General features: G+C 57.0%; 14 protein-coding genes and 1 pseudogene. 14 read left to right on the forward strand and 1 reads right to left on the reverse strand.

The annotated features are described in order from the left end of the window. Positions 1-20 precede the first annotated feature (20 nt). From EKD05_RS19430 to EKD05_RS27270, 10 genes and pseudogenes are all read left to right on the forward strand, one after another. Positions 21-1,178, forward strand: a complete 1,158-nt coding sequence (locus tag EKD05_RS19430; RefSeq protein WP_129676156.1) for a M28 family peptidase — start codon at positions 21-23, stop codon at positions 1,176-1,178. Between the two features lie 35 nt (positions 1,179-1,213). Next, entirely contained in the window at positions 1,214-2,140 is a 927-nt protein-coding gene (locus EKD05_RS19435; RefSeq protein ID WP_129676160.1) for an N-acetyltransferase, read from the forward strand. 48 nt (positions 2,141-2,188) lie between these two features. Next, positions 2,189-2,602 carry a class I SAM-dependent methyltransferase gene (locus EKD05_RS19440; RefSeq protein ID WP_240695860.1) on the forward strand — a complete coding sequence of 138 codons (414 nt, stop codon included), beginning with the start codon at positions 2,189-2,191 and terminating at the stop codon, positions 2,600-2,602. A 152-nt stretch (positions 2,603-2,754) separates the two neighbouring features. Further along, entirely contained in the window at positions 2,755-3,915 is a 1,161-nt protein-coding gene (locus tag EKD05_RS19445) for a sialidase family protein (protein WP_129676163.1), read from the forward strand. 306 nt (positions 3,916-4,221) lie between these two features. After that, positions 4,222-4,530, forward strand: a complete 309-nt coding sequence (locus EKD05_RS19450) for a DUF433 domain-containing protein (RefSeq protein ID WP_129676167.1) — start codon at positions 4,222-4,224, stop codon at positions 4,528-4,530. 24 nt (positions 4,531-4,554) lie between these two features. Next, positions 4,555-4,884: a DUF5615 family PIN-like protein gene (locus EKD05_RS19455; RefSeq protein ID WP_255427255.1), complete on the forward strand. Its 330-nt coding sequence runs from the start codon at positions 4,555-4,557 to the stop codon at positions 4,882-4,884. 87 nt (positions 4,885-4,971) lie between these two features. After that, positions 4,972-6,456: a hypothetical protein gene (locus tag EKD05_RS19460; RefSeq protein ID WP_129676176.1), complete on the forward strand. Its 1,485-nt coding sequence runs from the start codon at positions 4,972-4,974 to the stop codon at positions 6,454-6,456. Between the two features lie 8 nt (positions 6,457-6,464). Continuing rightward, positions 6,465-7,325 (forward strand): PhzF family phenazine biosynthesis protein, encoded by an 861-nt coding sequence (locus EKD05_RS19465; protein ID WP_205703994.1) that lies wholly within the window; start codon positions 6,465-6,467, stop codon positions 7,323-7,325. Positions 7,326-7,412: 87 nt separating this feature from the next. Beyond that, on the forward strand, positions 7,413-8,183 hold the full coding sequence (locus EKD05_RS19470; protein WP_129676179.1) for an AAA family ATPase: 771 nt from the start codon (positions 7,413-7,415) through the stop codon (positions 8,181-8,183). A 633-nt stretch (positions 8,184-8,816) separates the two neighbouring features. Further along, positions 8,817-8,945: pseudogene (locus tag EKD05_RS27270) on the forward strand (LacI family DNA-binding transcriptional regulator); the annotation flags it as partial. Between the two features lie 242 nt (positions 8,946-9,187). Here EKD05_RS27270 and EKD05_RS26835 read toward each other — a convergent pair. After that, positions 9,188-9,379, reverse strand: coding sequence for a hypothetical protein (locus EKD05_RS26835; protein ID WP_240695861.1), 192 nt, complete (start codon positions 9,377-9,379; stop codon positions 9,188-9,190). Positions 9,380-9,670: 291 nt separating this feature from the next. On the opposite strand from EKD05_RS26835, the gene EKD05_RS19485 reads away from it, so the two are divergent. From EKD05_RS19485 to EKD05_RS19500, 4 genes are all read left to right on the forward strand, one after another. Continuing rightward, positions 9,671-10,888, forward strand: coding sequence for a sugar ABC transporter substrate-binding protein (locus tag EKD05_RS19485; protein WP_129676185.1), 1,218 nt, complete (start codon positions 9,671-9,673; stop codon positions 10,886-10,888). Between the two features lie 193 nt (positions 10,889-11,081). Then, complete coding sequence (locus tag EKD05_RS19490) at positions 11,082-12,737, forward strand: carbohydrate ABC transporter permease (RefSeq protein WP_129676188.1); 1,656 nt, start codon at positions 11,082-11,084, stop codon at positions 12,735-12,737. A 9-nt stretch (positions 12,738-12,746) separates the two neighbouring features. Beyond that, complete coding sequence (locus tag EKD05_RS26840; RefSeq protein ID WP_240695862.1) at positions 12,747-13,961, forward strand: carbohydrate ABC transporter permease; 1,215 nt, start codon at positions 12,747-12,749, stop codon at positions 13,959-13,961. A gap of 208 nt (positions 13,962-14,169) precedes the next feature. Further along, complete coding sequence (locus tag EKD05_RS19500; RefSeq protein ID WP_129676191.1) at positions 14,170-14,424, forward strand: DUF4160 domain-containing protein; 255 nt, start codon at positions 14,170-14,172, stop codon at positions 14,422-14,424. Positions 14,425-14,527: the final 103 nt, after the last annotated feature.

The following is a 14,527-nucleotide window of genomic DNA, read 5'->3' on the forward strand; positions in this document are numbered from 1 at the left end:
CGGCAGTGAGGAGGCTTGAGATGCTTGACAGACATGTACATACCCTCATCGGCCTGGGTCCGCGCCCGGTCGGTTCACCTGCCAACCAGCAGGCCGCCGATTACATCCGAGCAACCTTCCGCGCCGCCGGTTTGGACGTGGAAGAACAGCCCTATGCCTGCACCGCCTGGGAGCAGGATTTCATTCGTTTGGAACAGGAAGGCGAGCAACTGGATGCCGCCGCCAATGCCTTTTCGCTGCCCTGTGATGTCACCGCGCCGGTGATCTCTGCCGGAACGATTGCGCAACTGGAAGCGGTTTCGGCGCGCGGGAAAATTCTCTTGCTCTATGGCGACCTGGCCCGCGCCCCGCTCTCGGCCAAATCCTGGTTCCTGAAGGATGAACGCGACGACCACATTATCCAACTGCTAGAGCAGATTCAACCCGCCGCATTGCTCGCCCCGCCAACTTCTACTGTTTACTATGGCCATCTGACCGAAGATTGGGAACTCGACCTGCCCGCCGCTACTGTTCCCCAGGCAGTGGCGCGGCGGCTCATGCAAAACGCAGATTCGGCGGCGCACCTGTGCATTGCAGCGCGCAAAATCCCGGCCATGGCGCAGAATATCGTGGCGAGAACGCACGGGGTTTTTGAAAAACGCATCGTCGTGTGCGCCCACTTCGACACCAAAATCAACACCCCCGGCGCCAGCGATAACGGTGGGGGCGCGGCGGCCCTACTCGCACTGGCCGAACGGCTCTCCAAATGGGAGGCAGGTGTCGACCTGGAATTTGTCGCCTTCAACAGCGAGGAATACCTGCCGATCGGCGACGATGAATACGTTCGGCGCGGTGAAGCCTATTTTCCATCCATCCGCTGTGCAATAAATATGGACGGCATCGGCGCAATGCTGGCAGCCAACAGCCTCACCGCAATTGCTACGCCGGAGGAGATGGAACAGGCCATCCGGCACGTGGCCGCAGAGTTCCCCGGCGTGCAGTGGGTCGAGCCGTGGCCGGAAAGCAACCACTCGACCTTTTCATTTCGCGGCATCCCAGCTGTGGCGCTCAGTTCGGTCGGCGCACGCGGCCTGGCGCATTCGACCGCAGATACGATTGATGTCATGAGCGCGGATAAGCTCGAAGAAGCTGTCGCGCTGGTCGAGCGGCTGATACAAATCATCGTGGCGAAAGCGTAATGAAACAATCCTGCTCGTGATTTCGTGAGACATGTATGAAACTGACGTTTAGAAAATACCAATCCGACCAAGATTACTGGAACATTCGTGTGTTCCTGCGCGAACTATTCCTCGCGAACGACCGCCGCGAAGTCAGTTGGCCGCTCTACCGTTGGGATTACTGGCGCTGGCACGTCAACGCGAATATCCTCAAATTCGACCTTTCGGCTGCGATTTTTATCTGGGAGACCGCTGAGGGTCGCCTAGCAGCCGTGCTTCATCCCGATGGGGCTGGGGAAGCCTTTTTGCAAGTGCATCCTACATGTCGCTGCCCTGAACTTGAAGTGGCCATGCTTTCAGCGGCAGAAACGCAATTTGCCACCACGCAGGCCGATGGGCGGCAGCGTCTGGTCGTCTGGGCGCACGAGAACGACCAATTACGGCAGGATGTGCTGAAACGGCGCGGCTACGCCAGGGGCAACCATCCCGAATACCAGCGCCGCCGTGAAATGAGCCTACCGATTCCAGACGTTCCTACCCCCGCAGGCTATACCCTGCGCGCCCTGGGCGACCTAGACGAGCATCCTGCCCGCAGTTGGCTCTCGTGGAAGGTTTTCCACCCCCATGAGCCGGATGAGAAATACGAAGGTTGGGCCTGGTATACCAACATCCAGCGCGCCCCGCTCTACCGCCGTGATCTCGATTTGGTGGCGGTTGCCCCGAACGGCGCGCTCGGCGCCTTCTGCACGCTCTGGTATGATGAGGCGACCCGCACCGCCGCCTTCGAGCCGGTCGGAACGCATCCTGAACATCAGCGCACAGGCTTGGGCAAGGCGCTCATGGCCGAAGGCCTGCGCCGCGTCCGCGACCTGGGCGCCACGCTCTGCACGGTTGGCTCCTATGCCGAAGCTGCCGGGGCGTTGTATGCCTCGCTGGGTTTCACCGAATATGATGTATCTGAACCCTGGGTCAAAGCATGGTAATGGATTGACGAAGACAACCATCGTCAAGTAACAGCATTAGGAAGAAACATGAAAACACCTGAATACGAATATAAAGGTCTAATGGCAGAAGCATGGGATGTGTTACGGGGAGAGACCTCACATTGGGCAGACCGTCATTTCTATCTGGATATCATTCAAAAGTATGGACAGCCAGTTCTTGATGTCGGCTGTGGCACTGGGCGACTATTACTGGACTATTTACAGCAAGGCCTTGATATTGATGGCGTTGATAATTCGCCAGAGATGTTAGCGATATGCCAGCACAAGGCAGATGAATTTAAGTTAGAACCAAAGTTATACGAGCAATACTTGGAAAACCTAGAGCTTCCGCGCAAATATCAGACCATTCTGGTTCCGTCAAGTTCATTGCAATTAATTATCGAGCCAGAAGCAATCGAACGGAGCATGAGACGACTATATAACCACTTGTTGCCCAATTGAACCATCTCTGATACGCAAACGTCGCTTCGTGCCGTCGCTCGCCTCGGTCTACGGAAGCCGCCAGCGGTGCAGGTGAAGCCCGGCGTTAGGCACACCGTCCAAAACGGAACCTAAGTCATCAGCCATTTGAATATCAGCACCAAGGAGTAGCCATGCCTGACAGAAAGAAAGCAGTTCATAGCTTCCTAAGAATGGCGGGCATATTCATGTGGGCAATGTTGATAGCCAGCATCAATCAGAAGATTGAACCTCACTCCCATACTATACATGCAGCAGGAGACCCGAATATATCAGCATTGCAATGTGCTCAACTTAAAATTGATCAGGTTGCCACATCCTCTGATTTACCCAATGCAATTGCTCTAAATGTAAGTTTTCAGGGCAACTCCTTGCCACCGCGGCTCAGCAGGGATGGTGGCTCGACATGGCAGGTAGTTCCCACAATGCCCGCATCTGCTATCAGCGGTATAGCCATTGCCCCTCGTCAAGATCCAGTGGCACCAGTGCGAATTTTAGCCTATTCAGGAGAGTCTCTGTATCGCACGGGTGATGGAGGCCAAACTTGGGCTGAACGAGATTTTGGCCTTGATGGGCCGCTTCATGCCTTTATTACTGGCATGGTTGCCTCACCTGCAGATGGAAATCGCCTGTACATTTTCGCGACTTCATGGTGGTATGCGACTTCATGGTGGTATCCCCCCCCAGACTGGCTCGACTCTTGGGCCTACTTGAGTACAGATGCTGGGATAAACTGGACAAGAGTATATACAGTTAGCTTGACGACTATTGGCAACCCAGTGCTATCACCAATAAACCCCGAAGATGGATTTGTTCGGGTTCATGAGTGGCAAGACACTCATTATTGGCAACCTTATAGGTTTCCCGTTGATACACTTGCATTGGATGCGCTTGCCTCTGAGCATCTCTACGGGCTAGCTGATTTCAACTCCCAGGAGTATCCTGCAGCATATTACATGTCGGGCAAGAGCAGCAACGACGGAGGAAGGAGCTGGACACCTTGGGAAACGATGCCTTCAGGAGGATGTGAGCAGTTACTGGCCCACCCTACACAGACACAGAGATTATTAGCGCATTGTAGGCAGGGGCTGTATCATAGCACAGATGCAGGGAATCACTGGGAACAGTTATCACCTATACCTGGAAATAACCTAATCCCGAATTATGGATCCCCTGGTCAATTGTTACAAGTGAGAGACGATGGGCTTTGGCAAAGCAACGATGATGGCCTTACATGGTTCCAGATTTTCTCAACCTGCCTCTGCAAGGTTTTTTTGCCCATGATCGTCCACTAAGAAGTATTCAAAAAGATGTGCCTAACCCTGCATGCACCCGACTTGCCTTACGCGCCGAGTTCCAGAGCTACTTTCGCGTGGTTATCGTCTTTTGGGACACGAGGGTTGTGTGTCGCATCCGGCAAGCGGGTGATGCTTGCGTTCGGCGGCGTCATCAACCCGAACCGCCCATGCTGGGCAGTGAAACAACACATGTGTGCTTTCATTTCCTGGTAAAATCTGTTATGATCACGTCTATGCTTTCCACCCACGTGCTATACTTGTGGTGGTTTCACCTGATGAGCGGGCTGCAAACAGGAGGCGACAATGTCACTGGTTGAAACTCGATACGAACATATTGTGCTCGATGATGCGGGGGTTCCGCGTATCGTTGGCACGACGATGAAAGTGATCGAATTGGTGTTGGAGCGCTCCGCCTATGGGTGGAGTCCCGAAGAACTCCACTTTCAGCACCCCTATCTGTCGCTGGGCCAAATTCACTCCGCCTTGGCCTACTATTGGGATCATCAGGATGAACTCGATCAGGATATCGCCCGTCGGCGGGAACGCGCTGAGGAACTGCGCCGCATGACTCCGCCCGCGCCCTTGATCGCACGCCTCAAAGCACAGAGCTAACCCCCCATGCCGCTCAACCTATACATGGATCATCATGTGCCACGAGCGATCACGCTGGGCTTACGCCTGCGACAGGTGGATGTCCTCACGGCCTACGAAGACCAGACCCATGAAATTGCAGACTCCAAACTCCTCGATCGGGCCACGAGTCTGCGACGAGTGCTTTTTACCCAAGATGATGACTTGCTGACCGAAGCAACACAGCGACAGCGGGCGGGTCTTGCCTTTGGAGGCGTGATTTACGCGCATCAAGAGGCGATCTCGATTGGACAATGTGTTCAGGATTTGGAACTGATTGCGGCAGCCGGCAGCGAAGCAGATGTTGTGGATCGGGTTATCTATCTTCCACTTTAACACGCCATGGATCGGCAATAGCCTATTCAGAAGATCCAGCGATAGTTTCCGTTATAAACCATAACTCGGCTGCCGCCGAACAAGCTCATGCACCCGACGCCGCTGCGCGTCGACAAGATCAGGGCGATTTTAGAAATCAGTTTCGGCCCGATTGTCATTTCGCTCTATCAGTGCGGCGCGGGTGATGGGCAAGACGTTGGGCCACTTTTCCATTTGAGGCGTCGAAAAATGAAACAACTATTCACTTATTTCTCAGACAAAACACGTAGACAATACAAATTTGTTCGCTTGTTCGACTATGCAGTTTTTACTGCTCTCATGGTTTTCCTCGTGATCGTTGTCATTTCTTCAGGAATGGCGAACATTCAAACCGACTCGATTGACTATTACGCCATTGTCCAAAGACTTACATCAAAAGATAGTAACCCCATCGTAAGAAATCTTCACTTCGTCGAACAACGCTCCCCTGGCTATCCTGTTCTTTCACTGATTCCCTACTACATCACATCGCGCTTTATCGAACCGTTAGTGCATACAGAAGAAATTAAGAATCCGTCAAACCCTGCACAAGGCTCCCCGCTACAACCCCCGACAGAGAGAATGCTCTTGCCTGCCAAGCCGCTTTTGTTCAAAGATGTTTTCTTCAAAAACTTTTATATCGAAACCCAAGACAGTTGGTTTGAGTGGAAAATAATTTCTTCCATGCTTTTCACAGGTTATGGGCTTCTATTTATCGGATTGATTATTACTGTCAAAACGCTGGCATTGGAAAACACACCTGTTTTGGGGGCAAGCCTTGCCCCGCTTGTGGTAGTTACTTCAAGCGTTTTCATGCACAACATTGTCAACACTCCTGCCTATGCCACGTTAACTGCTTTTGGCATTAGTTGCTTGTTTGGCTACTTTTTTGTGAAGGCGTCTCTAGAAAAGACACTGTTATCACAATTTTTTTCAGGTCTTTTTTTAGGACTGTTGGTGCTAACTCGCCTCGAAACAATTGTTATCGCTACGGTTGTACTTGTTTCGCTCGTTATCATCAGGGAATTCGGGTTTTTGAAAAACTATGTTCTAGGTGCTTTGGTGCCTGCTGTTATTCTGTTGGCATACAACCTTTCACAGTTCGGCAATCCGTTTCATTTGGGACTATTCAAGGGAGACATCAACCTGATTTCTTTTGATTTGGGCTACATATACGCCAATCTCTTCAATCCGCAATCGGGAATTCTCTTTTGGTCAACCCTTGCCTCACTCGGTATTAGCGGACTTTTCTTAGACGATAAGCGACACACCAAAATACTAGGCATCGCTTCACTAGCCCTGATGCTCTTGATATTAATCCGAGTGCCTATCATGTATAGCTGCATTGGAGCAGGCACAACGTTGATTAGCGGATTGCCCATCACCTGTCCGAATAACATGGCAGAGATGGCAACTCTTATTCGTTTTGACGCCAATCGGTACATAATAGTTTTGATTCCTTTTTCAATTCTAGGGCTTCGGACGTTAGTTGTGTCAACACCTACACTCTGGCGTAGAATACAAGCACTCACCAAGCAACACAAAGCGGGCTAACGCTGGGCGTGCAGCCGACGTTGCTCCGCTTCGCAATGCCGCTGACGCCAACCGTTAGCTGGCTGATAAGGACAGATATGAACTTTCCAATCTATCAGATCGATACGTTCACCAAGCGCGTCTTTGGCGGCAATCCTGCTGCGGTTGTCGTCTTGCACGAATGGCTCGAAGACCACACGCTTCAGGCTATCGCGGCAGAGAATAATCTCGCCGAAACGGCGTTCGTCATTCCCGATCCCGTATGCTCTACGCTGCGATGGTTTACCCCTGTTGTGGAAGTGGACCTGTGCGGGCATGCAACGTTGGCGACTGCGCATGTGTTGTTCCAAGAGTATTACCGCGACTACGCCCACCTGCGGTTCGAAACCAAAGGCGGAAGCCTGGCGGTGATCCGCAAGGACGATCATCTCTTTCTCGACTTTCCGTCCCGCCCTGGCACGCCAGTGACCATCGACGGCACCCTCATCGAAGCACTCGGAACAACACCAGCAGCAGCCATGCTCGCCCGCGATCTCATGGTGGTGCTCGAAAGCGAAGCGGAGGTGAAGGCGTTCGTGCCCGACTATGCGGCCATTCAGCGCCTTGACGCGTTCGCACTGATTGTCACCTCTTGTGGCGAAGAAGTGGACTTTGTATCTCGCTTTTTTGCGCCGCGTGCTGGGGTGCCGGAAGACCCGGTGACTGGGTCTGCCCATTGCACCCTGATCCCCTACTGGGCGAATCGCCTCAGCAAGAGCAATCTTTCAGCGCTGCAGCTCTCGAATCGTGGCGGGGAACTCACCTGCGAACTTCGGGGAGACCGCGTTCTCATTGGGGGGAAGGTCGTGCAATATATGCGAGGAGAAATCAGTGTCGGGGCAGCCAGTTAACGCGCCCTCCTTGTCCGTGATTGCTCTCACTTGTGGTTCGTAATCTACATTCTACTAGCGCACCTACGATGCGACCGCTGAGATGGGATGCAGGCACGATCACACTTTCTCTATCACACTATGCTCAAGACGATCATCAAAACCAAGATCAATCTGCCTGCGCTTCGACGCAGTTTGGTGTTGCGTCCGCGTTTGCTTGCTTCGATATCGGAGGGGGTCAGGCAGGGGCATCTCCTGACTCTGATCGCTGCGCCTGCGGGCTTTGGGAAAACGACGCTCATCAGGGAATGGATCGCCGCTGGCGAAACCCCTGCGGCGTGGATCTCATTGGATGAAGGCGATGGCGACCCTATTCGCTTTTTGACCTACTTGGTGGCAGCGCTGCAAACTCTGATCTCAGGTGTCGGCGATGGTGTGTTGGCGGCGCTGCAGTCGGCTCAATCTGTTTCGACATTAGATGTACTGACCTCCCTGCTCAACGAACTTTCTTCAACTGAAGATGCCTTCGTTCTTGTTCTCGATGATTATCACGCACTAGATTCCACATCGGTGGATGCCTTGCTCACGTTCCTGGTCGAGCATATGCCGCCGCCGATGCATCTGGTCATCACGACCCGTGAAGACCCAGCCCTGCCGCTGGCTCGTTTGCGCACCAGACATCAACTGACCGAGATGCGCGCGGCTGACTTGCGTTTCACCGAAGACGAAGCCGCCGAATTCCTGAATCACGTGATGGGGCTGCGCCTCTCGGCTGAAGAGGTTGCCGCATTAGATCAACGCACCGAGGGTTGGGTGGCAGGGTTGCAATTGGCGGCGCTTTCGATGCAAGGCAAAGCGGATACGTCCGCGTTCATGTGAAAACCTGTTCGTCATTCCGCTTGATGACGAGCGCAGGTGGTATCGCTATCATCATCTTTTCCGTGATCTGCTCGGTCAGCGGTTGCGTGGTTTGAGCAAAACGGGGAGATTGGCGAAGCCTTCCAACATGCCATGTCCGCGGTGGACGTTGAGCGTGCCGCCCGCCCCGTGAACGGAGATCGCCCGGTCACCAATGTAGGGGCGCAGCAGCCACCAGGCATGCCCTTCGTGCAACGGGTAAGCCAGGGGAGGCTGCGCCCCTACGGGGCCATGATAACGCCACGGGGGGGGATAACTGTGTCAGCACCTTATGCCGGGTCTCGCCGTCAGAAGCACCCAAGGTTCAGCCTGATCACCGCGGTTCGTTCGGGGTCGCCGCAACGACGGCATCAGCCACGCCGTCGTTATGCCAACGATCGCGTTTCTCTGCTTCTGGACGAAGGATAGTAGTTTCGCACGTGCGCGAGATACATTGACAAATTCGCGGGGGCGGTGTATGCTTTTTCGCATAGATCTTATCTACGCCGCTATCTGGACGTATCGTCTCGCCACCCCGATTCCGGCGCAAAATGTTTTACATGTTGCGGTGTGACACGGCCCAACGCCGGGCCAGCCTCACCGACGGGTGATCACATGGCGACGATCGATGAGGTTGCGCAGGTTGAAAGGGTCTGGCCTGCGACCGTATCAGACGTACTCAACCAGCACCTCTATGTGAGTACGGCGACCCGGGCCAGGGTCGCGTGCGTGACCGCCGCGGCGGGTTACGTGCCCGGATCGTGGGCGCGGTTGCGCGGCCCGCGCCGCTCGTGCATGCTCGGTCTGCTCATCACCTCCTCCTCAGACCGCTTCTTTGCCGCTCCGCACCTGTTCGCGATCATACGCGGCATTGATGCGGCGGCCACCTGCCATAACTACAACCGGCTATTCTCGACCGCGCACGGCACGAGCGGCGGCGCTGCTCGGCTTGATTGCCCGCTCGCGCCCCGGCGATGCTGCTCATCCTACTGCTCGGCACACTTCGCCCGTCCGGCTCCCGGCCGGTCGAGGCGGCCTGCGCTTGCCTTGGTGCGATCCTCGCGGGTGACGCGATCGCGGCGCGACGGTTCCCGAAAGGAGGTGGTTGAAATATAGAGCGTAAAACGCCAAACACAGAGCACCGGGCAGTACGATGGACCGCCTGATGTGCTCGTCACACATTCTCTCTTCCCACACCGATGTAGGGAAGTTTGCACTGTTGCACATATGTGAAAGGACACAAGCTCATGCAGCGTATGCAACGCAGATTTTCGTGGATCAGTCTGATCGCGATTCTTACCCTGGCTCTTGCGGCCTGTGGCGGCGGAACTACCGCGCAGCCTACCACCGCCCCGGCACCTACGGAAGCGGCTGCCGCTACGGAAGCGCCCGCCGCCACGGAAGCCCCGGCACCTACGGAAGCCCCGGCACCTACGGAAGCGGCTGCCGCCACGGAGGCCCCGGTGGCCATGGACGAGGTCGCCCTTCGCTGGCGCACTCGCCCCGACAACCAGGCCGAGATCGACGTGTATAGCCAGATCTCCAGCGAACTCGACGCCCAGCTCGACAACATCAGCCTGACCTACGAGCCGGGCGGATCTGAGACATCGTCGTACCAGGATGTGCTCAAGACCGAGCTGTCGGCCGGCACGGCCCCCGACGTCTTCTGGATCCCCGGCACCGACATCGCTGACTTCGCCACGCGCGGCCTTATCCTCGATCTCCGCGACCTGGCCGATGCCGATGCCGACTATAACGACGGCGACTTCTATCCTGGCCCGATGTTCCACTTAACCTTCAATCCCGAGACCGGCATGACCGGCGAGACGCTCTGGGGCCTGCCCCGCGACGTCTCGACCTTCGCGCTCTACATCAACAACGACCTGATCGAGCAGGCCGGCGCCGAGGATCCGCGCGTGCTGGCGGCTAACGGCGAGTGGACCTGGGACAAGTTCCTTGAGACGGCCGTAGCGGTCAACAACCTGGGCGGCGACGTCAAGGGCTTTGGTATGAACGCATGGTGGGCCAACCCCGGTCTGTTCATCAACTCGGCCGGCGGCGGCTTCTTCAACGAGGATCGCACCGCTTGTGCGCTCGATAGCGATGCATCGGTGGCGGGCATGGAGTTCGCCTCGCGGCTCTACAACGAGTTCGGTGTGGCCGTGCCCTACGGCGAGGACTCCGAGCCGCCCTTCCTGGCCGGCAATGTCGGCATGTTCCTCAACGGCCGCTGGGCGACACCCGGCACCCGCGCAAGCGCCGCGTTCGACTGGGACGTTGTCGACGTGCCGATCGGCCCCGGCGGCGCTCGCAGTTGGCTCTTCTGGGGCGCCTATGTGGTCAATGCCAACACCGCGCACCCCGAGGCAGCCTGGCAGCTCGTTCGCGCCCTGACCACGGCCGAGACCCAGAGCAAGATCGCCGAGTTGGGTGCCAACATTCCTTCGCGCGTCTCCGATGAGGCGATCCAGGCCTTCCTGACCTACACCCCACCGGCCAATAATCAGGCGTTCATCAACAACCTCGCGAACGACCCGGCCGTTGAAGGCCCGCTATGGGCCGGCTCGTGGCCTGAGTTCGACGCCGCCACAGGCTCGAAGTTTACCGCGTTGCTCAATGGCGACCTGACTCTCGAGGACTACCGGGCTACCGTCTGTGAGGAGGCTAACCAGGCCTTTGATCAGTAAGACATGGTTCGCCGTTACTTGACAGTTCCGGCAAACCACAACCTCGTCAGAAAGGGTTGTGATTGTCAGTTTTTTCGGCTTCGCCGAAAAAGCTGACAATCACAAATCCCCCTTCTGAAACCTTGTCTAACGGTGAATGCATGCGGGCGCAGGCTGAGCCAGGCTCAGCCTGCGCCCGCATAAGGGTAAGCCCATGGCAACCACGACCGCACGGAAGCCGGCCACAACGGCCGGCGCGGCCCTTGTGATCAGGCTTGGCGCGGCCTGGCACGCCCTACTCGCTTTCGGACTCGTCGCCGCGACCTGGGCGCTGCTTCAGGCCCGCTGGGTGCAGCGCGACGGTCTGCGCCTCTATGTTGCGGGCCTGATCTTGCTCGCCGCGGTCGCCAGTGTTAGCGCGCTCGTACTGCTGCTCCGTCGCGACAGGCGGGGCCGTGCGATCAGCCTTGGCCTCAACTATATTTTTGGGGTCGGGTCATTGCTCAGCCTGCTCGGCGTGCTCGGCCTCTACATCAGCCTTGACGAAGTCGCCGCAAGTTTCAACCGCTGGGTCTGGCTCCTGCTCGGGGTGCTGGTAGGCTTTCTGATCGGGTCCGTCGGCGATCGCTTCACCCACGCGCCGACAACGCAGGCTGCCTTCCACCGTGTCGGCGGCTGGGTCATGGGCGCCAGCGCGATCATCCTGCTGCTGGCGATGGGGCTGATCCAGGGCGTGATCGGGCTGCTCAGCGGGCTCGGCGACCCATTGGCGCTAGTGCTCCTTTCGGCCACGGTGCTCTTCGGCCTGTTCTTCTGGCTGATGCTGCGGCCACAGCTTGCCGTCGCTTTCGGGGCAGGCGAGCGCGATGCCGAGGCGGTCAGCGGCTTCCTGTTCATCGCGCCGAACCTGCTTGGCTTCATGCTCTTCTTCGCCGGGCCGCTGCTCTTCTCGCTCTACCTCAGCTTCACCAACTCCGACTCGTTCACGGCCGAATTCGTAGGCCTGCGCAACTATATCGAGATCTTCAGCCTACAGTTTGCCCAAGTGCCGCCCGGCCAGCGCTCGGGTGCGGTCTTGAGCAGCGGCTATATCGAGCTCGTGCGCCTGGGTGACTTTGTGATCGGGGCGAAGGATCGTATCTTCTGGATCGCACTCTGGAATACGATCGTCTACTGCTTCTGGGTGACCATGCTGAGCGTCGTCCCGGCCCTGCTGGTGGCCACGGTTCTCAACAGCAAGATCCCCGGGATGCAGTTCTTCCGTGCGATCTATTTCATCCCCAGCATCGCCGGCGTGGTCGGCGTCGCGGTGATCTGGAAGTGGCTCTACAACTCGAATATCGGCTTCCTGAACTATGGCATCAACCAGGTGCTCGGTCTGTTCAACCGGCTGCCTTTCGTCGAGATTGCGCCCGTCCAGATCTCCTGGTTGGCCAGCCAGCAGACCGCCCTGGCCTCGATTATTCTTATGGCGGCATGGCAACTGCTGGGGTTCAACACGATTCTGTTCCTGGCTGGACTCCAGGGCATTCCCGGCGAGATCTACGAGGCCGCGACGATCGACGGGGCGAGCAACCTGCAGCGCTTTCGCTATATGACGCTGCCGCTTCTGGCGCCCACAACCTTCTTCGTTGTGACGACGACCCTGATCACCACCCTCCAGGTCTTCAGTGAGCCGTTCGTGATGACGCCGCCCCCCGGCGGCGGCCCGAACAACTCGACGATGACCGCCGTGCTCTACCTCTACCAGCGCGGCTTCAACCGCTTCGAGCAGGGCTATGCCGCAGCAGTGGCCTGGGTGGTCTTTCTGTTCATCTTCGCCGTCACCCTGGTGCAGTTCCGGATCCAGCGCCGCTACGGCGACATGTAGGGGAACATCATGAAGCGTGCCCGATCATACCAGACCCAGAAGTGGCTCACCTATATCGGCGCCTACGCCGTGCTGACCATGTTCGGGTTGTTGATCATCTTCCCGTTCATGTTCATGTTTTTTACCTCGTTCAAGGCTTCAAGCGATGTCTTCCGCTCGCCGCCCCAGTTGCTGCCTTACAGCGTTCAGACGGCCAGTGTCAATGGTGAGATGGTGCCGCTCTACCGGGTTGAGACGCCGGAAGGCTTGCGTACTTTGGCCCTGGTCGATCAGGGCGCTCCACTGGTGATCTTTGCCAGCGTCGATGATCCGAGCCGGACGTTTGAACGAGCCCCTCGTGACGCGAAACCCGTCGGCGGCTTCACTGCTCAGGAGCAGATCACGGTCGACGGAGAGACGAAGCTGCTCTGGGAAATCGAGGAGGGCGGCCAGACCCTGCCGGTGTTCGAGTTGAGTCGTGGGCGCATGGGCGTTTTCGTTGACCCGGACGACCCGCAAGTCACTTTCGACGCGAGCCTTACCGATGCGACACCGGTCGAGCGGATCAATCTGCAAATCGAGAATTACCAGCGTGTGCTTGAGTTGCAGAACATCGATCGTAGTTTGACCAATACCATGCTGGTGACGATCCTGGTGGTGATCGGGCAGGTAGTGACCTCGGTGCTGGGCGGCTACGCCTTTGCCCGGTTGCGCTTCCCCGGGCGCGACAGCCTGTTCGTGGTCTACCTGGGGACGATCATGATCCCCTTTGTGGTCTTGATCATCCCCATGTACCAGTTGATGGTGATCGTCGGCTGGGTCGACCGCATCGCGGCCCTGGTGATGCCCTGGATCTTCACTGCCTACGGCACCTTCCTGATGCGCCAGTTCTTCATCAGCATTCCAAAAGATCTGGAGGAGGCGGCGCTGATGGATGGGGCCTCGCGGTTGCGCATTCTCTGGCAGATCTTCGTGCCGCTGGCCGGCCCGGCCATCGCGACCCAGGCCACCTTCACCTTCCTCTATGCCTGGAATAGCTTTGTCTGGCCTTTGATCGTGATCAATACGGGCAACTTCGGCAATCAGGTACTGACCCTCTCGCTGATGGTGCTACAGGGTCGCGCCGCCGAAAGCCCGAATCTGGTAATGGCCGGCACGACGATCGCCGTAAGCGTGCCGCTGCTGATCTTCGTGCTCGCCCAGCGCTATTTTGTCGAGGGCATTGCAACGACCGGGATCAAGTAGAGGCGTCGTGCGCCTGGTATAATGTATTGCGAGGGCCTTCGCGACCCGTAGCCGAGGGCTTCAGCCCGACGGTGCTCCGGTCAGGTGGACCTTGCATCAGCCCTGCTGCCCTGCCTTCCCACGGATGGCTCCTTCAAGATGGTATACTATCATTGTATCGTTGTGGTGGTGGGTCGCCCGATGATGGTAACCCACCAGGATCGAACCTATGCCACGGATTGCCGAGTTTGATGGGGTCATCATCCTTCTGTACTATGATGACCACCATCCGCCCCATGTTCATGTACGGTATGGCAGCCATCAGGCGTTGATGCAGATCGATCCGGCAAGCATTGCTGCCGGAGCACTTCCACGGCGGGTTGAACAGCAGGTTCTCGCCTGGGCAACCCGCCGCATGGCAGCACTCCAAGCGAACTGGGATCGTGCGCAACGCCATCAGCCGCTCGAATGGATTGATCCATAGGAGGAAGGGAATCGTGATGCAACTTATGGACATTGTGGCGGCCGAGCCGCTTGAGGGCTTTCACGTCCGCCTGACCTTCACTGACCACACCACCCGCGAGGTG

The organism is Candidatus Chloroploca sp. Khr17 (assembly GCF_004138165.1).
Lineage (GTDB): Bacteria > Chloroflexota > Chloroflexia > Chloroflexales > Chloroflexaceae > Chloroploca.

Excerpts from the sequence above, each read along its gene's own strand:
- EKD05_RS19430 (WP_129676156.1), top strand. The coding sequence starts at position 21 with ATGCTTGACAGACATGTACATACCCTCATCGGCCTGGGTCCGCGCCCG.
- EKD05_RS19435 (WP_129676160.1), top strand. The coding sequence starts at position 1,214 with ATGAAACTGACGTTTAGAAAATACCAATCCGACCAAGATTACTGGAAC.
- EKD05_RS19440 (WP_240695860.1), top strand. The coding sequence starts at position 2,189 with ATGAAAACACCTGAATACGAATATAAAGGTCTAATGGCAGAAGCATGG.
- EKD05_RS19445 (WP_129676163.1), top strand. The coding sequence starts at position 2,755 with ATGCCTGACAGAAAGAAAGCAGTTCATAGCTTCCTAAGAATGGCGGGC.
- EKD05_RS19450 (WP_129676167.1), top strand. The coding sequence starts at position 4,222 with ATGTCACTGGTTGAAACTCGATACGAACATATTGTGCTCGATGATGCG.
- EKD05_RS19455 (WP_255427255.1), top strand. The coding sequence starts at position 4,555 with ATGGATCATCATGTGCCACGAGCGATCACGCTGGGCTTACGCCTGCGA.
- EKD05_RS19460 (WP_129676176.1), top strand. The coding sequence starts at position 4,972 with ATGCACCCGACGCCGCTGCGCGTCGACAAGATCAGGGCGATTTTAGAA.
- EKD05_RS19470 (WP_129676179.1), top strand. The coding sequence starts at position 7,413 with ATGCAGGCACGATCACACTTTCTCTATCACACTATGCTCAAGACGATC.
- EKD05_RS19485 (WP_129676185.1), top strand. The coding sequence starts at position 9,671 with ATGGACGAGGTCGCCCTTCGCTGGCGCACTCGCCCCGACAACCAGGCC.
- EKD05_RS19490 (WP_129676188.1), top strand. The coding sequence starts at position 11,082 with ATGGCAACCACGACCGCACGGAAGCCGGCCACAACGGCCGGCGCGGCC.
- EKD05_RS26840 (WP_240695862.1), top strand. The coding sequence starts at position 12,747 with ATGAAGCGTGCCCGATCATACCAGACCCAGAAGTGGCTCACCTATATC.
- EKD05_RS19500 (WP_129676191.1), top strand. The coding sequence starts at position 14,170 with ATGCCACGGATTGCCGAGTTTGATGGGGTCATCATCCTTCTGTACTAT.